The organism is Wolbachia endosymbiont (group A) of Lasioglossum morio (genome assembly GCF_947250585.1).
Lineage (GTDB): Bacteria > Pseudomonadota > Alphaproteobacteria > Rickettsiales > Anaplasmataceae > Wolbachia > Wolbachia pipientis.
In genome coordinates, this window is sequence record NZ_OX366327.1 from 522496 (window position 1) to 541897 (window position 19402).

At 34.7% G+C, this 19402-nt stretch carries 17 protein-coding genes and 1 tRNA gene; 12 read left to right on the forward strand and 6 right to left on the reverse strand.

The genetic code is table 11. From position 1 onward, the window contains the following. Nucleotides 1–77: 77 nt before the first annotated feature. The 4 genes from OOK89_RS02575 to uvrC are packed head-to-tail and all read left to right on the forward strand — an operon-like array spanning nucleotide 78 to nucleotide 5643. Nucleotides 78–836 carry a phosphatidylglycerophosphatase gene (locus tag OOK89_RS02575; protein WP_213863111.1) on the forward strand — a complete coding sequence of 253 codons (759 nt, stop codon included), beginning with the start codon at nucleotides 78–80 and terminating at the stop codon, nucleotides 834–836. Nucleotides 837–880: 44 nt separating this feature from the next. Beyond that, nucleotides 881–1720, forward strand: coding sequence for a glycine--tRNA ligase subunit alpha (locus tag OOK89_RS02580; RefSeq protein WP_264719237.1), 840 nt, complete (start codon nucleotides 881–883; stop codon nucleotides 1718–1720). A gap of 3 nt (nucleotides 1721–1723) precedes the next feature. After that, nucleotides 1724–3832: a glycine--tRNA ligase subunit beta gene (glyS, locus tag OOK89_RS02585; RefSeq protein WP_264719240.1), complete on the forward strand. Its 2109-nt coding sequence runs from the start codon at nucleotides 1724–1726 to the stop codon at nucleotides 3830–3832. Next, nucleotides 3817–5643, forward strand: a complete 1827-nt coding sequence (uvrC, locus tag OOK89_RS02590; protein WP_264719241.1) for an excinuclease ABC subunit UvrC — start codon at nucleotides 3817–3819, stop codon at nucleotides 5641–5643. Before glyS ends, uvrC begins: the two co-directional genes overlap by 16 nt. A gap of 94 nt (nucleotides 5644–5737) precedes the next feature. On the opposite strand, the gene OOK89_RS02595 is transcribed toward uvrC, so the two are convergent. Further along, nucleotides 5738–5814, reverse strand: a tRNA-Arg gene (locus tag OOK89_RS02595). A 147-nt stretch (nucleotides 5815–5961) separates the two neighbouring features. Here OOK89_RS02595 and OOK89_RS02600 point away from each other — a divergent pair. The 6 genes from OOK89_RS02600 to OOK89_RS02625 all read left to right on the forward strand — a co-directional run bounded on the left by OOK89_RS02600 (nucleotide 5962) and on the right by OOK89_RS02625 (nucleotide 10387). Further along, nucleotides 5962–6735, forward strand: coding sequence for an ABC transporter ATP-binding protein (locus tag OOK89_RS02600; RefSeq protein ID WP_141456795.1), 774 nt, complete (start codon nucleotides 5962–5964; stop codon nucleotides 6733–6735). A gap of 128 nt (nucleotides 6736–6863) precedes the next feature. Next, nucleotides 6864–7031 (forward strand): twin-arginine translocase TatA, encoded by a 168-nt coding sequence (tatA, locus tag OOK89_RS02605; RefSeq protein WP_006013840.1) that lies wholly within the window; start codon nucleotides 6864–6866, stop codon nucleotides 7029–7031. A gap of 166 nt (nucleotides 7032–7197) precedes the next feature. Further along, on the forward strand, nucleotides 7198–7854 hold the full coding sequence (locus OOK89_RS02610) for an exopolysaccharide biosynthesis protein (protein WP_010962397.1): 657 nt from the start codon (nucleotides 7198–7200) through the stop codon (nucleotides 7852–7854). A gap of 90 nt (nucleotides 7855–7944) precedes the next feature. Next, nucleotides 7945–8601, forward strand: coding sequence for an exopolysaccharide biosynthesis protein (locus OOK89_RS02615; RefSeq protein ID WP_264719242.1), 657 nt, complete (start codon nucleotides 7945–7947; stop codon nucleotides 8599–8601). Further along, a complete protein-coding gene (gene cysS, locus OOK89_RS02620) occupies nucleotides 8594–9961 on the forward strand; it encodes a cysteine--tRNA ligase (protein WP_264719243.1) in 1368 nt (455 codons plus the stop codon). The genes OOK89_RS02615 and cysS overlap by 8 nt, the downstream gene beginning before the upstream one ends. 6 nt (nucleotides 9962–9967) lie before the next feature. After that, nucleotides 9968–10387 carry a YqaA family protein gene (locus OOK89_RS02625; RefSeq protein WP_319803647.1) on the forward strand — a complete coding sequence of 140 codons (420 nt, stop codon included), beginning with the start codon at nucleotides 9968–9970 and terminating at the stop codon, nucleotides 10385–10387. A 179-nt stretch (nucleotides 10388–10566) separates the two neighbouring features. On the opposite strand, the gene OOK89_RS02630 is transcribed toward OOK89_RS02625, so the two are convergent. Together OOK89_RS02630 and gatB are read right to left on the reverse strand one after the other, a co-directional pair. After that, a complete protein-coding gene (locus tag OOK89_RS02630) occupies nucleotides 10567–14271 on the reverse strand; it encodes an ankyrin repeat domain-containing protein (RefSeq protein WP_264719245.1) in 3705 nt (1234 codons plus the stop codon). A gap of 141 nt (nucleotides 14272–14412) precedes the next feature. Then, a complete protein-coding gene (gene gatB / locus OOK89_RS02635; RefSeq protein WP_264719246.1) occupies nucleotides 14413–15837 on the reverse strand; it encodes an Asp-tRNA(Asn)/Glu-tRNA(Gln) amidotransferase subunit GatB in 1425 nt (474 codons plus the stop codon). A gap of 565 nt (nucleotides 15838–16402) precedes the next feature. Between gatB and OOK89_RS02640 the strand changes: the two genes are divergently transcribed. Together OOK89_RS02640 and ruvX are read left to right on the forward strand one after the other, a co-directional pair. Then, a complete protein-coding gene (locus OOK89_RS02640) occupies nucleotides 16403–16591 on the forward strand; it encodes a hypothetical protein (protein ID WP_264719247.1) in 189 nt (62 codons plus the stop codon). Between the two features lie 266 nt (nucleotides 16592–16857). Further along, nucleotides 16858–17325 carry a Holliday junction resolvase RuvX gene (ruvX, locus tag OOK89_RS02645; protein WP_010082183.1) on the forward strand — a complete coding sequence of 156 codons (468 nt, stop codon included), beginning with the start codon at nucleotides 16858–16860 and terminating at the stop codon, nucleotides 17323–17325. Between the two features lie 44 nt (nucleotides 17326–17369). Here ruvX and ruvC read toward each other — a convergent pair whose 3' ends face one another. Genes ruvC through OOK89_RS02660 form a run of 3 tightly spaced genes read right to left on the reverse strand, consistent with a single transcriptional unit; the run spans nucleotide 17370 to nucleotide 19393 of the window. Next, the gene (gene ruvC, locus OOK89_RS02650) at nucleotides 17370–17858 is read right to left on the reverse strand and encodes a crossover junction endodeoxyribonuclease RuvC (RefSeq protein ID WP_151807779.1); all 489 of its coding nucleotides are present in this window, start codon (nucleotides 17856–17858) and stop codon (nucleotides 17370–17372) included. After that, the gene (locus OOK89_RS02655; protein WP_006279354.1) at nucleotides 17859–18686 is read right to left on the reverse strand and encodes a cytochrome c oxidase subunit 3; all 828 of its coding nucleotides are present in this window, start codon (nucleotides 18684–18686) and stop codon (nucleotides 17859–17861) included. Nucleotides 18687–18733: 47 nt separating this feature from the next. Beyond that, a complete protein-coding gene (locus OOK89_RS02660) occupies nucleotides 18734–19393 on the reverse strand; it encodes a TenA family protein (RefSeq protein WP_264373885.1) in 660 nt (219 codons plus the stop codon). Nucleotides 19394–19402 lie beyond the last annotated feature (9 nt).

Here is a 19402-nt window from a genome sequence, read left to right on the forward strand (position 1 = left end):
AATACATGTTTTAAGTTGTTGATAAGTCCGTTACAATACAGTATTATAAATAATATAAACCAAGTGTTACTTAGAACATGGGGATTTTTTTTAAATTTTTGGGAAAGATGCTAGGTAAGGTTTTTCCTGCCAAAACAGTAAGCTCTCTTTTAGGAATAGGATATTTACCAAGTTGGCAGAACTATTGGTCTTCTTTTTTAATATTATTTATTGTCGATGTTATATTAATTCTTACATATGGAGGCGAATACTTACTATATAAAATGCCAGACTCAGGAATAGTTGTAGCTGCTGTTTTTACAAAATTGGCAATAGTTATGTTAGTAATGCAATTAATTGGAATATTTATTTTTCATGCTCAAGACCCTTCAGCAAACAGTGGTGAAGAAATAGTAATACAAATAGCGTCAGGGCAAGTACTGACTGTAGCACTTTCAATGCCGGCAATGATGTCGATTTATTATGCTGTAAGTAAACTCTATGGGAGTATATGTAAGCAGATGTTTCAATGCCCATTTTGGTTTAATGATTTTATGCACTTTTTCTTTTTTCTTATGATACCTTACGTATTTTTTAATGTCGTAGAAGTGATAAAACCATGGCCAATAAGTTCAATACAGCTCAGCTATAATAATGCAATGTCAATTACATTTGAGGGGATTTTTCACACATTTTATGCGGTGATTTTACTGTATTTAACAGCATTTATATTCTGCGATTTAACTATGCATGATGCAATTGTCCTAAATAAAAGCATAATTCAGTATGTGAGGGAAAGTTCAGCAGTTTTAGGTGATTATTTACATGATACTGTTAAAAAAATAGGTATTGAATAGTACTTATTTATTTATATATTTAGTATAAAAAGTGTGCAATTTGTGTGAACTTACAAAGTATAATAAAAGAGTTACAAGATTTTTGGGCTGGTGAAGGGTGCGTTATACTTCACCCATACACATCTGAAGTTGGTGCTGGCACATTACATCCCGCAACAATTATGTCTGCAATTGATACAAAACCGACAAAAATTGCATATCTACAACCAGTAATTAGGCCAGCAGATGGGCGCTATAGTGATAATCCTAATCGCTTGTATCAACATCACCAATATCAAGTTATAATAAAGCCATCTGGTAATAATTTACAAGACGTCTATTTAGATAGCTTAAAAGTTCTTGGCATATCTACAGAAAAATGTGATATTAAGTTTGTTGAAGATGATTGGGAAAACCCAAGTGTTGGTGCATCAGGACTTGGATGGGAAGTTACATGCAATGGAATGGAAGTAACACAGCTTACTTATATACAGCAAGTTGGAGGGATTGACTGCAAGATGATTCCTGGTGAGGTGGCATATGGGTTGGAACGTTTAGCAATGTGCATACAAGGTGTAGATAATGTTTACGATATAATTTGGAACGATAACGGTGTAACTTACGGAGATATTTTTAAACAAAGAGAATATGAATTTTCTTATCTAGCGTTAGATTATTATGATACTAAAGTGGTACAGCAGCAATTTGAAGATACGGAAAAATTATGTAAGTTCCTTATTGAAAAGGAGCTACCAATGGCAGCTTATGACCAATGTATTAAAACTAGTCACCTACTTAATCTGCTTGATGCAAGAGGTGTGCTTGGTGTGAATGAACGTACAGCTTATATTGGTAGAGTTAGAGAGCTGACAAAAAAATGTTGTGAATTGTACATGAGTAAATAGCGTATGTCGTTGCAGTTATTATTTGAGTGCCTTTCAGAAGAAATACCACCGAGAATGCAGAATGTAGTTGCAACTCAAGTTAAAAGCTGTATTGCCAATGTTTTTAACAAAAATAATGTAAAATTTACATCAATGGAGGTTTTTATAACGGCACGTCGCATTACCCTATTTGTCGACAACATAAATGCTTTGGAGCTAAAGGATTCCAATAACGAAGTTAAGGGACCAAACATTAACGCACCAAAAAGTGCTATCGAAGGTTTTTTAAGAAAATATCAGAAAAATGAAGAAGATTTGCTCGTTCGAAAAGTAAATAATGAGGATTTTTACTTCATTAAAAGAGAAAGCTGCTCATTTAACATCAGAGAATTCCTCAAAAATCAACTGGAGGAAATGCTCAAAAACTTTTCTTGGTTGAAGAGCATGAGATGGGGCGAAGGAAAAGAAAGGTGGGTTAGGCCAATCAAAAACATTTTATGCATTTTAAATGACGAAATAATACCTGTGTCTTTTGCAGGGATCACAGCATCTAACACAACATATGGCCATCGATTTCTCTCAAGTGGTACAGCGTTAACTGTTAAAGCACCTAAAGACTATTTTGAATTGCTAGAAAAAAACAGTGTAATTCTCCAAATGGACAAAAGAAAGCAATTTATACTAGATCAGATTAATAAATTCACAAAAGAGCAGAATTTACAACTTGAGAAAAATGATTATTTACTAAATGAATTGACAGGGCTTATAGAGTGGCCAATCGTACTGTTTGGTGAAGTGAATCAAGAAAAGTCATTTGGATTACCGAAGGAAGTAATACTTAGTATAGTTAATACACAACAAAAATACCTTGCTTTAAGTAATGGAAAGAGAATTTCACACTTTGTCACTGTTGTCAACGTCAACAATGGTGAAGTTATTAAAGGACACGAAAGAATATTAGAAGCACGTCTTGCTGATGCCCAATTTTTAATATCTCAAGATAAAAAGGAAAATCTAGATTATTATGTCAAAAAATTAGGTTTGATATTATTTCATGCTTCACTTGGCAGCGTGGGGGAAAAGGTGAAGCGTATTACGGCTCTGTCAAAGTATATAGCTATATTTATTCCACATGCTTCGCTGATAAAAGTTGAACGCGCTGCATATTTGGCAAAAGCTGATTTGGCAACATCGATAGTAAGAGAGTTTCCAGAATTACAAGGAGTAATGGGTGGATATTATGCTTCTTATTTTCAAGAAGATAGAGAAATAGTGGAAGCTATAACTGAGCATTATAAGCCAATCGGGCCAGAGCAAGAGTGTCCTAAATATCCTTCTGCAATTGCTGTGTCAATTGCAGACAAAGTGGATAGCTTAGTTGGTTTAATTGCAGCAGGTGAGAAAATCTCTGGTTCGTATGATCAGTTTGGTTTGCGGAGAATGACAATTGGTATAATTAGGACAATACTTGAAAATAATTTGCATATTCCAATTAGGCTAATGATAGACAAGTCAGTATCTTTATATTCAAGGCTTCTATTTAATAAAAATACAACATCAGTTGATAAGCCAAATAGAAAACAAATTTCAGAACTAGTATTTAGATTCTGCTTAGAAAGATTCAAGGTTATTTTAAAAAATAGAGATATAAGGCAAGATGTTGTAGATTCAATACTATATAAAATCGATATTAATGATCTGCTGACAGCAGAAAAGCAAACTGTTATATTGGATCGTTATCTTAGTACTCCAGAAGGTGAACAAATTCTAAGCACTTACAAAAGAGTCAGTAACATGATGAGCAAAGCAAGGAAAAGTGATGGCACTACTTATAGTGCATCTTACGGTAAGAGGTTTTTGATTGAAAGTGAAGAAATTGCGCTATCAAATTGTGCTATAACTGCTTGTAAAAACATAAAACAAGCGATAAAAAATAACCACTTTAATGTAGCACTTGATGAACTTGCTGGTTTTGCTCCGTTTATCAATCAGTTTATGGACAGTATAAAGATTAACTGTGATTCTGATAAGCTGAGAAGAAACAGATTATCTTTGCTTGAAAATGTAGTTTCCACCTTTCATTTAGTAGCAGATTTTAACCTCATACAGGTTAAGCAATGGATAAATGCTTAGGCAACTATAAAGAACAAATCAAATCATCTCCACAGTCCTGTGGCGTGTATAAGATGGTCGGAGATAAGAATAAAGCTTTATATGTTGGAAAAGCAAAAAACTTAAAGTCAAGGTTATCCGACTACCTTCAATTCGAAAATCTTTCTGAACGAATTAGAGTTATGCTCTTACAGGTTATTAAGGTTGAAATATTCATCACTGAGAATGAAATCGAAGCACTGCTTCTTGAAGCACAGCTAATAAAATCATTGAAACCACTTTATAATATTGTGCTTAAGGATGGAAAATCTTATCCTTATATAACAATTTCCAAGCACGATTATCCAAGAATAGCAAAATATAGAGGCAAATTTAAGAAGAATGAGTTTCATTATTATGGTCCCTTTACATCTGCCGCTGCTGTTAAGCAAACTATATTATCATTGCAAAGAGCTTTTCTCTTGAGAGTATGTTCAGATCAATACTTTTCATCAACAAAAAGACCATGTATTGAGTATCAAATTAAGCGCTGCTCAGCACCATGCATAAACAAAATCACAAAAGACGACTACTGCCAATCAGTAAAACAGGCACGAAATACATTGCTTGGAAGAAATAAGGAAGTGAAAGAACAGTTACTTTTCACAATGAGAAAGTGCAGCAGTGAAGAAAACTATGAGCTTGCTGCTATATATAGAGATCGGGTAAAGTTTCTTGAGCAAATTCAAATACAGCACACGGATTTTTCTTTTGAAAAAGATGCAGATTTCTTCAGTATTGTACGTGAAGAGGATCTAGCATGTATTAGTGTGTTATCGTTCAGAAATAAAGACAACTACGGCAGCACTCCTTACTTTGCCGAGAACTGTGGTGATCACTCAAATGATGAAATTTTATCCACCTTTTTGGTCAATTTTTATAATTCAGCTAACATACCTCCAATACAAATTTACGTTCCAGATTCTATTGTGGATAAGGAAATTATAGAACAAGCACTATATAAGGTTGCTCAAAAGCCAGTAAAAGTTCTGCATGCAAAGAATAAAAAAGAGCGTGATTTATTGAAATTTGTTTATGATAACTCTCAGCATAGCTTAGAGCAGAAGCTTATCGATTATAGAAATAACCTAGAAAAGCTTGAAGAGCTTAGCAAAATCTTCTTGTTACCAAACATTCCAAAGCGTATTGAGGTTTATGACAATAGCCATATATTTGGAAACCAACAAATTGGTGTAATGGTTGTTGCAGGGCAGGAGGGTTTTTTAAAAAGTGAGTACAGAAAATTTACTATAAAGGAAAAATTTTCAGGCGATGACTATAAAATGATGAGGGAAGTGCTAACCAGACGTTTCTCCGGCAATATAAAAGGCATAATACCTGATTTTTTACTGATTGATGGTGGACCAGGACATGTTTCCATAGTACAGAATGTACTGGAAGTATTGAATATAAACGTTCCTTTTGCTTGTATGGCAAAAGGTCCTGATCGTAACGCAGGAAATGAAAGATTTTATATGCTGGGCAGGGAAGAATTCAGTCTGGCAAATGACAGCAAAGTCATGCTTTACTTACAATCGCTGCGTAATGAAGCCCACCGTTTTGCGATAACTTCACATAGAAAAAAACGCGATAAACAGTTTATAGTTTCACAATTAAGCAAAATACCCGGCATTGGCAACAAAAGAAAAAAAGCGTTGATGTCTTATTTTGGTTCAGTGAAAAATATAAGCAAAGCTTCTCTGGCTGAAATTCAAAACGTACCTGGAATTAGTAAAGGTTTAGCAGAAGTCATTCTTAAATACGTGAATTATAAGAGAGGAGTACTGGAATGACACAAAACCCGTTTTATTATTAGGGAATTTATATCTTAAAACCGCAAAAAAAGGTGTGTGTATTTGTGAGAAAAAATCTCCATGAAATTTAATGTGGTGGGACTAGTGCGATTCGAACGCACGACCTTCGGATTAGGAGTCCAACGCTCTATCCTGCTGAGCTATAGTCCCGTGTTTCCTACCATTCATGTAAAGTTATAGCAAAAAATCCTTTCTTTTCTAGATTTCTTGCATAACCAATTTATGACGACAAAAAACATTTCTGTACTTCTTGAGTATAATGCTATTATATTTAATAACATGGTTTAAGTAAGATTAATGCTAGTTAACAATATTGGTTATTTCTATAACAATCAAAACGACTTTGCTTTAAGCAATATAAACATTAAAGTAAAGAAAGGAAATGTTGCATGTTTATTGGGGCATTCTGGCTGTGGCAAGTCAACAATTTTGAAATTAATTGCGGGGATAGAAAATCCAAAATCTGGAACTATTTTTATAAATGATAGGTTAGTTGCAAGTAATAAGGCATCAGTCGCTATAGAACATAGAAATATCGGATTGATTTTTCAGCATTCTGCATTATTTCCTCATAAAACAGTAGTAGAAAATATAACCTTTGCTATCCGCAGCTCTTCCAAGAGAGAAAAGCACCTAATTGCATTGGAAATCTTGAAGTTACTCAATATAGAAAAATATGAAAATATGTACCCTAACGCCTTATCTGGAGGACAGCAACAATTAGTTGCAATAGCAAGAGTGATGGCACAAAACCCTGATGTTGTGTTGTTAGATGAACCATTTTCTAATTTAGATATACTGCTCAAGTGCCGAATAAGACAACATATATTGTCCCTTTTTAGAAGTAAAAATATCCCTGTGCTAATGGTAACTCATGACCCGCAAGAAGCATTGAAAGTTGCAGATTTTATCTACGTAATGAAAAATGGTAAAATTATTCAATCAGGAGTTTCTAGCGATATATACCATAGGCCTCAAGATGATACGCTAGCAAAGTTTTTTAGTGAGCTCTCTTCTACTCTACAGTTAAGCGAAAAGTTTCCACTTATTCGCTGCAAGAAAATAATCTAGTTTGGGATTGTTATAAAATAATTAAAAAACCTTGATTTATAATTAAATAAAGGTGATATAATCTATGTGTTACTTGACTTCAGTCAAGTTTTAATATTTAAAGGTCAATATTTTAAATGGAGGTGAAAATGAGTTTAGGACCATGGCAATTGTTTCTAGTCTTAATAATAATTTTAGTTCTGTTTGGTGCAGGCAGATTACCGCAAGTTATGGGTGATTTAGGAAAAGGCATCAAAAACCTTAAACAGGAGCTTAAGGACTCAGAAAAATTATCGTCTAATGAACCAGATCGTTAGCGTCCTCATACTTCGTGACATGCACCTTAGTGCATGTCATCTGTTTAAAAACTTAGTCAGGTTAAAGAATGAAAGAGATGAAGTGTTGGTATGAAATAAATAACAAATATTGAAATACAGCAACAACTATGTTAGCTTAAGAGGAATATTTTATTAAAGGATAATTGTGCAAAAAAGTGAGAAACTAACTAAAGATAAAAAACTAGCTTCTGATATTCTAAAAGAGGTTGCAGATACCAATAACAATGATAGCAATAAAGTAACTTTGTTTGACATTAAAACAGCTTTGCATGAGCGCGGTTTTGGTATTTTAATAATCATCTTCTCCTTGCCGCTATCGGTGCCTATACCGGTTCCACCTGGTTATACAACTATTCTTTCTATACCTTTAATCTTATTCTCACTGCAGCTTCTATTTGGATTTGATTCTCCTTGGATGCCCAGTTGGCTAGAAAGAAGATCTTTTCAGCGTTCAACACTAGCTCTTGTGGTAGAGAAAACTTCCCCTGTATTAGAAAAAATAGAAAAATTCATGAAGCCAAGACTGTCTTTCATTTTCTATGGGCCTGGTGAGAAGATTCTGGCTTTTATGATGTTGCTTTGTGCAATAATAATAGCTCTTCCATTACCTTTTACTCACTTCCTTCCTGCAATTGGCACAACTCTTATTTCACTTAGCATTATGAGTAAAGACGGGTTTCTATCCATATTGGGAGTTTTAGTATCATTGTGCGCGTTGTTGCTTACTCTTGTTGTAATAGTCAAAGGACCACAACTTATAACCGGAGCACTTTCTCTTCTTAAAAGCTTTACAACACTTTAACAAAAGAACGAATTACTAGCGCAAAATGAATAATGCATATTGAAATAAAACAATAGTTGTGTTAAGAATTATTTTTATCAAAGGTTTTTCGTGTCAAGAAATGATAAGTTGACTAAAAGTGATAAATTAGCTTCTGATATTCTAAAAGAAGTTGCAGATACCAATAACAATGATAGCGATAAAGTAACTTTGTTTGACATTAAAACAGCTTTGCATGAGCGTGGTTTTGGTATTTTAATAATCATCTTCTCCTTGCCGCTATCGGTGCCTATACCGGTTCCACCTGGTTATACAACTATTCTTTCTATACCTTTAATCTTATTCTCACTGCAGCTTCTATTTGGATTTGATTCTCCTTGGATGCCGCATTGGTTGGAAAGAAGGTCTTTTCAGCGTTCAACACTAGCTTTTGTGGTAGAGAAAACTTCTCCAGCATTAAAAAAAATAGAAAAGTTCATGAGACCAAGAATGTCTTTTATTTTCTATGGGCCCGGTGAAAAAATTTTAGCTTTTATAATGCTGCTTTGTGCGTTATCAATAGCTCTTCCACTACCTCTTACTAACTTCATTCCTGCAATTGGTACGACTCTTATTTCGCTTGGTATCATGAGTAAAGATGGGTTTCTATCCATATTGGGAGTTCTAATATCATTGTGTGGGTTATTGCTTACTCTTGTTGTAGTAGTCAAAGGGCCACAACTTATCATTGGGGCATTTTCTTTTCTCAAAAGCTTCGTATATGGTTAGGCTTTACAACACCTTAACAAAAAAAAAGGAGCTTTTTACACCTATCGATAAAGATCATGTGAAAATGTATGTTTGCGGACCAACAGTATATGACACAGCACATATAGGCAATGCACGGTCTGTTGTTGTGTATGATGTGTTATTTCAGCTACTTAAGTTTTGTTATGGCAAAGTTACCTATGTGCGTAACATAACCGACATTGATGATAAGATAATTAATGCAGCAAGTGAAAAAAATAGCAACATAGAAAGTATCAGCACATATTACACCAAGGCTTTTCATGAAGATATGAGAAGCATAAATTGTGCAGAGCCAACACACGAGCCAAAAGCAACGAAAAACATAAATTATATTATAGAACTAATTGAATATTTGCTGCGATCTGGTCATGCTTATGAATCCAATAAACATGTATATTTTAGTGTAGAATCTTACCATGAATATGGTGCTTTATCAGGAAAAAAAACTGATGAATTGGTTCCAGGTAGCAGAGTTGAAGTTAATGAAAATAAAAAGCACCCGGGAGATTTTGTGCTGTGGAAGCCTGCAAATGATATTGACTACAAACTTTCAAGTTATTGGAATAGCCCATGGGGAGAGGGCAGGCCTGGATGGCATATAGAATGCTCAGCAATGTCATATGCTTACCTTGGCAAAGATTTTGATATTCATGGTGGCGGCATAGATTTACAATTTCCTCACCATGAAAATGAAATTGCACAGAGTAAGTCTGCATTTGCTGGATCAATGTTTGCAAAATACTGGATACATAACGGCTTTCTTACAGTAAACGAAGAAAAAATGAGCAAGTCCTTATTTAATATAGTCAAAGTAAGGGATTTGCTAGATAGTGGAATAAAGGGTGAAGTAATACGCTATGCACTGCTCAAAACTCACTACAGAAAACCACTTGATTGGACAGAAAACGTTATTTCTGACGCACAGGAAACCTTAAATAAATTTTATCGGCTATCACGTGATTTAGATACAATAAATGAAAGTAACGCAGAGATTTCTGAAGATTTTATAGACGCTTTAAAAAACGACTTAAACATTCCTGAAGCTCTAGCTATATTACATGAAATGGCTGCAAAAATTAACAAAATGAGTAATGAAAGTGAAAAGCTAAAATTAACTGAGAGTTTTGTTAAGAGTGCCAGATTTATTGGTCTTCTTGAGTCAAGTTATCAAGAGTGGTTTACTGCTGGTGTGAGTCATCAAGAAATAGAAAGATTGATAGATTTAAGAAGAGCAGCAAAACAAAATAAAGATTATAATACTGCAGACAAAATAAGGGACCAGTTGAAACAAATGGGGATTACAATTTCTGACAATGAAGATGGTACAACAACCTGGTAAACTCATATGGAAAACTACTTCCTGTTATTCACAGATAGTCTAGTATCATCATTAGTCTTACCCATACATCAAGGTTTTGTGTTCAATACCATGCTTTATTTCAGGTCGTATCACACTCCACTACTGATGTTATTTTTTGGAGTACTAGGATCAAGCCTTGGTGGAATAGTTAACTGGTCTTTAGGTAGAATAACAATCTCTATACGAAAATCATACCACAAACTAGAGAACGAGCATAAAACACCAAAAATCGTAAAAAATCTACTGATTTGTGCAGTTACATTACTTTCATGGGTGCCAGCACTTGGAAGTGTGATTCAAATTTTATCAGGTTATTTTAAGTTAAACCTTTATACCCTTGCCCCTTTAATCATTCTATCTAATTTCTTCTATTTGTTATATCTAATACTTACTTTTGGAGTATAACAGCTATAGTACTACAGCCATTAAAGCCCACTTCTGTCATCCTATAGCCTGGAGCTATAAATTATAGCCTTTCTTATAATAGTCCGAATGCGATAAGATATGTGTTTATGGCTATAGCAGGCCAGTAGCATATTACGGTCTGTTCGGATTATTGTAAAAAGAGCTATAAATGCAAAATTTCAATAGTCATGGGATGCACCATGAGCTAAAAGCAATTCCACAAGGTCCCTATGATTGAAATCAGTGGCATAATGTAATGCTGTTCTTCCTTCATTATTTTTAGTGTTAACGTCTGCGTTGTGTTTTAGTAATACCATAGCTATATCGACTTTTCTCATCAGAGTAGTATGATGTAGTGGTGTTTTGCCATCTTTATCCTTAGCGTTGACATTAGCACCTTTTTCAATAAGGTACTTTGTTAGTTCTAAGTTTTCATCTTCAACAGCGGTGTGTAATGGAGTTTCATTACTTCCGTTTTTAACATTAACATCGGCACCTTTACTGATCAGACATTTTACTATACTTAAGTCCTCACTAAAGGTAGCCATATGGATAGCGAGGTGTAACGGTGTTTCGTCATTTTTACCCTTAGCATTGACTTGAGCACCTTTTTCAATAAGATATTTCATTATTTCTAAGTCTCGATTTCTTGCAGCATGATGTAATGGAGTTTCATTGCACCTGTTTTTAACATCAACATCAATACCTCTTTCTATAAAATATTTTACTACTTTTAGTTTTCCACTTTTAACAGCAAAGTGTAATAAAGTATTACCAATTTTAGTCTTGATACTAAAATAAGTATCCTTTCTAACAAGATATTCCACTACTTTTAAGTTTCCACTTCTAGCAGCATAGTGCAACGGAGTTTCATTATCTCTGTTCTTAACATTAATATCAGCGTTATATTTTAGCAGTATTTTTACCATATCAACCTTTCCCTTCATAGCAGCAAAATGGAGTGGAGTGTTGCTATACTTATCCTTGGCATTAACACCAGCATTTTCTTGAATGAGGTATTCTGTTGTTTCCAACATTCCATTCAAATCATCTCCCCATAATAGACGGTTATTCTTGGCAATCAAGTGTAATGGTGTCCAGCCATGTTTACCTTTGGCATCAATATCACTACCACCTTCAACAAGACATCTTACTACCTTCAAGTTCGCGTACAGAACTGCCCAGTGCAATGGTGTTAGATCATTATTACCTTTAGCATTAACGTCAGCACCTCGTCTTACAAAATACCTTACCACATCAATCTCTCCCCTGGTAACAACCCAATGTAGTGGAGTATCACCATATCTGTCTTTAATATCAATTCCTTTACCAACAAGGTACTTTACCGCCTCTAGTTTTGCAAACCTAACAATCTCATGAAACATAGTTTTGCCATTGCTGTCCCTAGTACTAACATCAATACCTTTTTCTTTCATAATATATTTTGCTATATCAAAATTTTCGCTCTCAACAGCCCAGTACAACGGAGGCCAGCAAAACCAATCTTCAGTGTCAAAATTAGCACCCTTACCTATAAAATACTTTACTATGTCTAATTTTCCATACCTAACAGCCCAGTATAATGGTGTCTGATAATAATAGTCCCTAGTATCAACATTAGCACCTTTATCGATCAGGTATTCCACTATGTTCAACCATCCACTTCCAGCAGCTAAATGTAATGGAGTAACGCTATACTCACATTTAGCATTAACAACCCCTCTAAATTTGTCTGAATATTTTTCTTCCATATGCGTTAATATGGCCTTAATTGCTTTATAATTACCATTTCCCGTAAGTAAATGTAATGGTGTACTACTGTATTCACCGTAAGTGGAATTAAAATAAAAGTCACCAATTAACTTACCTTGTTTACTTACATATCTCCAAATAGATGTAGCATGACTTGCACTGTTTTGCGCCGCATTACCACTATTTATCAATTCTAGAGCTTTTCTGAGGGTTTTCTCTTCTTGTCGGTTCTCTTGTAATTTTAATCTTGTTACTTTCTGTACTAACCTATGGACATTTAATACACTTTGGTTTTGTTCATCGCCCACCATGGAATATCTCACAAGTAAACGGATGGCTAGCTTTAACTGCTTTTTCTTATAATCACTTACCAAATTTAAGAATATTTCTCTAGCGATTTTATCAGGTGCAAAATAAGCCAAAACATCTAAAATCTCTGAAGCTAATGGTCCATATTGTTCATCACTTCTTACTTTATCCATCGTAACTTCCCAAGCTGTAAAAGTTGTTTTAGTATAGTCATTATCAATTCCTTGAAATATTTTAGACTTAAGTAACTTCTTAGCTTTCTTTTCATACTCTTTTAGATAATCACTAATTTCGAACTTCTCTGTTATTCTCTGGTCTTCGATATATGATACTGCTTGTTGTATAGCTAAAGGAAAGCATTGCAACCTTCTTACCAAATTTTCTATCTCCCGATCTTGCGATTTATCTTTTTTTGGTATATTAAATCCTTTTTTAACAAATTCTATAGCGTCTTTTAGTTCCAATCCCTCTAGTACTATAACATCTATCCCCTTCTCCAGTTCTTGATCATGTGAAGTAATCAAAATATGAGGCTTGTTAAGATCAGGAGATAAAGAAAATGGCAAAAATTTACTTATCTTTTTGTACTCTTGAACGTTATCGAAAATGAACAGGCTCCTCCTTCTTGCAAAGAAAGCAAATACTTCTCTAACAATAGTTTCTATCGTTTTGTCGTTTCTGTACTTATCTTTGGGAGAAATACCTAGTCTATTATCTCTAGCTAATCTCAAGAAAGAATCTTTCATAGTTTCAAAGTTTTCAGCGTCTATCCATATAACATTGCCGTCATAACATCTTCTATATTTACAAGCATATTTTCTAGCCAACTGGCTTTTTCCCATCCCCCCAGGACCACTAATAGACGTTATGTATGAAATTACAGCACCTTTGGGATTGCGTCGTAGCGAATCATGTAGCATTCCCAATTCCTCATCTCTTCCTGTAAATAGTCTGACTGGACCTCTGACATCAAACCAAACCGCTCCTAAAATTTCCTCTCTTATTTTTTCAATTAGGGCTTTCGCCTGTTCATATGATAGAAACTCCTCTTCTTCTTTTTCCAGCAAAATCAGCACTTCTTCCTGGTAACGGCTGTAGAAGTGACTTGCATCAGTATTGCTGAATTCCTTGCCCAATTCACTCTTAATAATTTCACTAAGTTCAGTTCCGCTTGGCAAATTGACTGCAAATACTAATTTATTTAAAAAGTCTTCTATTTCTTTATCACTGACTTCTCTACCTACCTCACGCTTTATAAAATTCTTATTCTCCTGCAAATATGAGATAATGCTATCATCAAATTTATATCTTACACCATCACCTACATCCAGAAACTCATCTTGTGTGTCTATTCTTATGACTGAAATTTCCTTTCCTTTATTCTTCCCACTCGGCATCATTCTCAGCTTTCTTACTGGATGCGATGTCGAATCCGCGGAATCAAAATCATCATTTGTAATAATGACAAAATCCTCTATTTCACCCTCAAACTCTCCACTACTTTTGATCTTTAAATAAGCAATGAGATATTTTATTAAGCCAAATGCACCATTCTTTCCCGGTGTTAATAAGTCACCTATACTGATCTTTTTGTGCCTACCCTGCCTGTGCTTGACTTGTATGAATCTATGTACTATTTTCCCATCTTGTTCATACCGAAGAACAATATCATCAAAATCCTTAGCTGATTTTTTCTCTGTGAATAGGCGGAAAGAATACTCTCTATCTACTGCATGTTTAGGAAACAGCATTAGCCATCTTGCTTGATACATAATACCATGAAAGGTGCGCTTAACCGCCGAGCAGGATAATCTTACAGGCATCCTCAACCTCACATAATTTTAAAGATGGTGCCGACAAATGGTAAAAAAATAATAAAATTATATGTCATGAGATTAAAGATATCGTAGCGTAAATCTGAGAATATCTACGAGATGTGCTGTTATGTAAATAAAAAAATGTGACTAATTACTTAATCTTTCACTCAAAATTGAATTCACGACATCAGGGCTGGCTTTTCCCTTGGTAAGTTTCATAACTTCGCCGACAAAGAATCTGTATAACTTTGTTTTACCGCTTTTGTATTCTTGAACTTTATCTTGGTTGTTATTGATGATTTTGTCGATAACTTCTGATATTTGACCTTTATCGGTTATTTGCTTTAGGTCCTGCTCTTCTATAATAAGGGATGCAGGTTTGCCAGTTTCAAACATAATATCAAAAATTTGTTTGCCAAGTTTAGCAGAGATTGTTCCATCAACGATAAAATCTAAGAGCTCGGACAGGGCATTGGCTTTGATTGGAGAGCTCACAATATCAATATTTGCTTTATTTAAACGACCGAAAAGCTCTACAGTTAACCAGGTGACCGCGAGCTTTGAATCATGTTTTTTTATCAATTCCTCAAAGTAATCAGCAATCGCTTTATCGGAGGTAATGACGTTTGCATCGTATTCATTGATACCTAATTCCTCAATGTATCGCAGCTTTTTTTGATCTGGCAACTCGGGTAAAGATGATTTAATAGAATCGATTTTATCCTGGCTTACCTCAACAGGTAATAAATCAGGCTCAGGGAAGTATCTATAGTCGCTTGCATCCTCTTTGCTTCTCATCACTTTTGTTTTTCCCAAAGCAACATCAAACAATAAGGTATCTTGACTTATTTCTTCTCCACTTTCTAAAATTTCAATTTGTCTTTGTATTTCATAGTCTATAGCTTGCACAATATAACGTATCGAGTTCAGATTTTTTATCTCACAACGAGTGCCAAATGTACTACTGCCTTTTAGGCGGACAGAAACATTTGCATCACAACGAAGTGATCCCTTTTCCATATCACCATCACACGAACCAATGTAACGCAAAATCTGCCTCAATTTTTTCGTGCATTCTGCAGCTTCCGCAGATGAACGGAGATCTGGCTCTGAAACAATTTCCATTAAAGCAACCCCTGCACGATTTAACTCTACATAAGTTCTGCTTTCCTCATGAACGCTCTTTCCTGCATCTTGCTCTAAATGAATTCTCGCAATTCTTATTTCTTTTTCATTGTCGTTGATAAATACTCTACCGTTTTTAACTATTGGCTCAAAAAACTGAGTTATCTGGTAACCTTGTGGTAAATCAGGATAAAAATAATTTTTCCGATCAAAGTAAGAATACTTATTAATTTCTGCAGAAAGTGCAAGACCAGTGCGTATTGCTTGCTCTATGCAGTAGTAATTTAGTATTGGCAGCGTACCTGGCATTGCCGCATCAACTAGAGAAACTTGAGTGTTATGCTCAGCACCAAATTCCGTTGATGAGCTAGAAAATAGCTTCGTATTAGAAGAAACTTGAGCGTGTACCTCAAGCCCAATTACCGCTTCCCAATCCTCTTTCGTCATGTATTTTATTTAAATGATAATCTTAATATTCTGCAAAATTAGCACAAAAAGTCAAAACAAAACTCATGTTAGCTAAGTGGTATGCAGATTGTTTTACCCATAGAAACGGGTTAAATGCAAAAGATTACTTGACAAGCTTCGCCAGCCCTCTTATCATAAAATTGAAGCTATTTATTTATCTTCTCTGTACAGATTAAATGACAAAAAAACTCACGTATCTGGCGTCTCATGTTTAATTTTTTGCACTATGTGCACCTTATGTCTTTATAAAACTTCTACCTACATAAGCTGAAACGCGCTTATAAAGCGTTTAAAACATAAAAAAACGCCATACTTGAAAGTATAATGTAAGTAATTAGCCAACCACGGGGCTTCTTTTGCCTTTTTTTTCGTTTGGTAAATTTCTTAATGTTTGTAGCTAAACGATAACCGTCATCCCGCTACTTGTTAGCGGCCGAGATACCGCGAATGAATCGCGGTATGACGTAGGATTGCTGTCATTCCAGTGCCAAGCACTGGGATCCAGCCTTTATTATTTGGTTGAAATTAAGTCTTCTGTATCCCAGTGTCAGCTACTTGGATGACACCTTCTTTTTCCTGGATTCCAGTGTCTGGGCACTGGAATGACATCCTCCCTTGTGGAGATTGCTCTCAAATCACAATGTTCGTACAGCTATGCAAACACAAAGGTGTCATTCCAGCGCGTGACGCTGGAATCCAGTTGAGCTATTTCAACAAAAATACTACATTTTGAGATGAACGTTCCAGACTTATTTACAAGTATAACAATTGAAGTCTGGATTCCAGTGTCAAGCACTGGAATGACATCATAGGGGCACTGCCCTTTTGGATGGAAACCAGTGTCAGCTACTTAGATGATACCTTTTTTCTACTTAGTTTGGGTTATGCAAGAAGTCTATTGCATTCCTGAGCAATTTGATTCATTATTCTTTTTGTAAAAAATTTTCTTAACTTTCTCTCCACTTTTTTGGTAAGGTCACTTTAAAGGAAGTCTAATAGATGCTACATAGAAATCCAGATGAGTTTCTAAAGTCTATTCCAAAAGATAAGCGCATAATGTGCCTTGACATGGGAGAAAAGCAAATAGGCATAGCATTTAGCGATAAAACACAGCTCATAGCCACAGCTCATAGCATATATCACAGAAAAAATATGAGCAAAGATTTAGGTTATCTGCATAGAATATTCAAAGAAAATGAATCTGGATCAATGGTAATAGGACTACCATTAAAAATGGACGAGCAAGAAACTAAATGGTGTAAAACTATAATCCAATTCGCAAATAAAATAATAAAAAAATATAAAGTAAATATATACTTACAAGACGAAAGCTTCTCAACATCTATCGCAACTCATACACTAAAAATTACTGGAATATCAATCACAAAATCGAAAAAAATAGATGATAAAATCTCCGCATGTATTATTTTGCAACGAACGTTAGACAAGATAAATACAATCAAATAGTTTTTCCAGATCTGGAAATCTTCAAACTGAATCCCATATAAAAGTTACTCAACAAAACAAGAACCTTTCGTATAAGCATGACAAATTGCTACAGCAAGAGCGTCAGCAGCATGGTGGCATTTTATACTCAAATTTTTAACTATTTGCTTCACCATAAATATCATCTGATCCTTATCAGCATGGCCATTTCCGGTAATGCTTTTTTTTACATAGTTTGCATCATATTCATTCATAGTTAGCTTTGTTATTTTTAACGCTAAAATTACAACCCCTCTTGCATATCCTAAAGTTAGTGAAGATTTAGGATTTTTATTAACAAAAATTTTCTCCACCGCAGCTTCATTCGGAGAGTATAGGGAAATTACTTTCTTTAATTGTTCAAAAATTATATGTAGGCGTTCACCTGTACCCAATTTACCATCAGTTGATATGGTACCGCCGCCCAAAAATTCAATATTATTTTTTTCGTTCAGGCTGATAATGGCCCACCCAGTCTTGCTTATTCCTGGATCTAGACCTATTATTTTAACCACTTAATAAACGCTTAACCAATAGACAAACAAAAATAAAAATATCCAGACTACATCTACAAAGTGCCAATACCAGGAGGCAAACTCAAAGCACAAATGGTCCTGAAGTGTAAATTGGCCTTTCCGTGCTCTAAATAAACACACTGATAAAAATATTATTCCTATTATAACGTGTGCGCAGTGAAAACCGGTAATCATATAAAAATTGGATGTATAAATAAGCTTTTCTCCTGTTTCTTGTAGAGAAAAACTCGCTTCATGATACTCTATTGCTTGCACTATTATAAAAAAAACTCCAAGCAATATAGTTATGGACAGCATTTTAATCATGCTCTTTTTATCATTTTTAAGTAAAGAGTGATTTGCCCAAGTAATTGTTGTACCAGAAAGCAATAATATTAATGTATTCATGAATGGTAGTGACCACGGATCAGGTGGCAAAATTCCTTCAGGGGGCCATTCAACTTTTTTTGCAGGAGAAAACGCCTCAAATAAAAAAACTGGATCAAGCCAGGCTTTAAAGAATGAACAAAAGAACACTATAAAAAATACGACCTCCGAGAGAATAAACAAGTACATTGCAAATTTGAGTCCATGTTTTACAATGGCAGTGTGACATTTGTCATAAATGGCCTCCCTTATTACATCTCTCCACCAATAAAACAGCACCCCTGATACTGCGGAGATTCCCAAAACTAAACAAAACATTCCGACAATTTGTTTATGAAGCGCGCCAACTAATCCAAGTGCAAGAATAAGAATTGCTGCTGATACAGCAATTGGCCAAGGGCTTGGATCCACTAAATGAAAATCATGTTCTTTACTTTTCATAGCATTTTAAAAAATACTTATTAAGGATACAAATTAGCTTAAAATTGTCAATGTTCCTTAGGAAATTGATTGAATCTTGAAAAATTATATGCACCGTTCAAAAAATCTAACACAAATTGTGCAGTTATTCTAAACAACTCAAGCATTCTGCTCTTTTCGTTTTCTCTTGCTCTGCTGCAATATCCATCAACAATATTTTCCAAAATAATGCATCCAGACTTTACTGAATCACTGTAACAAAAATTAAACCAATCCCTATATCTATTATTTTTCTTGAATCTATTTTTCATGCTATCAACGACAGTCTCGTATATAAACATGCAAGAATACAAAACCGTCATAGCCTCATAGGTATTACTATGCGAGATGGATAAAAGAAAATTAGTGAAATTAAAACACTCAAGAGATTTCTTTTCGCGACTTATACCGTACATAGTAAAGTAGTAGTCATATAGCATTCTATTAACAGTCACTACTCTTTGGGCTACTTCAGCAAGCGAGATAATACTACTATAATCTTCCATTCTGGATGCAGTAATTAAGGTGGTACGAATATAATCACCTAAGAACAACGTCTTTTGTTGAGCATAGAACTTGAAGTTCTCTATATTTAGGGTGTTATTCGCTAACTCAACATTAAAAGGATGCTCAATTATATCCTTTAAAAGATTTGACCCGTAACAGCTCCTAATTATGCCACTGAACACTGTAGTTAC

What these genes read in the sequence shown, in the direction of transcription:
- OOK89_RS02625 (WP_319803647.1), top strand. Translation starts at nt 9,968, where the DNA reads ATGGAAAACTACTTCCTGTTATTCACAGATAGTCTAGTATCATCATTA.
- uvrC (WP_264719241.1), top strand. Translation starts at nt 3,817, where the DNA reads ATGGATAAATGCTTAGGCAACTATAAAGAACAAATCAAATCATCTCCA.
- OOK89_RS02575 (WP_213863111.1), top strand. Translation starts at nt 78, where the DNA reads ATGGGGATTTTTTTTAAATTTTTGGGAAAGATGCTAGGTAAGGTTTTT.
- tatA (WP_006013840.1), top strand. Translation starts at nt 6,864, where the DNA reads ATGAGTTTAGGACCATGGCAATTGTTTCTAGTCTTAATAATAATTTTA.
- OOK89_RS02655 (WP_006279354.1), bottom strand. Translation starts at nt 18,686, where the DNA reads ATGAAAAGTAAAGAACATGATTTTCATTTAGTGGATCCAAGCCCTTGG.
- OOK89_RS02600 (WP_141456795.1), top strand. Translation starts at nt 5,962, where the DNA reads ATGCTAGTTAACAATATTGGTTATTTCTATAACAATCAAAACGACTTT.
- OOK89_RS02630 (WP_264719245.1), bottom strand. Translation starts at nt 14,271, where the DNA reads ATGCCTGTAAGATTATCCTGCTCGGCGGTTAAGCGCACCTTTCATGGT.
- ruvX (WP_010082183.1), top strand. Translation starts at nt 16,858, where the DNA reads ATGCTACATAGAAATCCAGATGAGTTTCTAAAGTCTATTCCAAAAGAT.
- glyS (WP_264719240.1), top strand. Translation starts at nt 1,724, where the DNA reads ATGTCGTTGCAGTTATTATTTGAGTGCCTTTCAGAAGAAATACCACCG.
- gatB (WP_264719246.1), bottom strand. Translation starts at nt 15,837, where the DNA reads ATGACGAAAGAGGATTGGGAAGCGGTAATTGGGCTTGAGGTACACGCT.
- cysS (WP_264719243.1), top strand. Translation starts at nt 8,594, where the DNA reads ATGGTTAGGCTTTACAACACCTTAACAAAAAAAAAGGAGCTTTTTACA.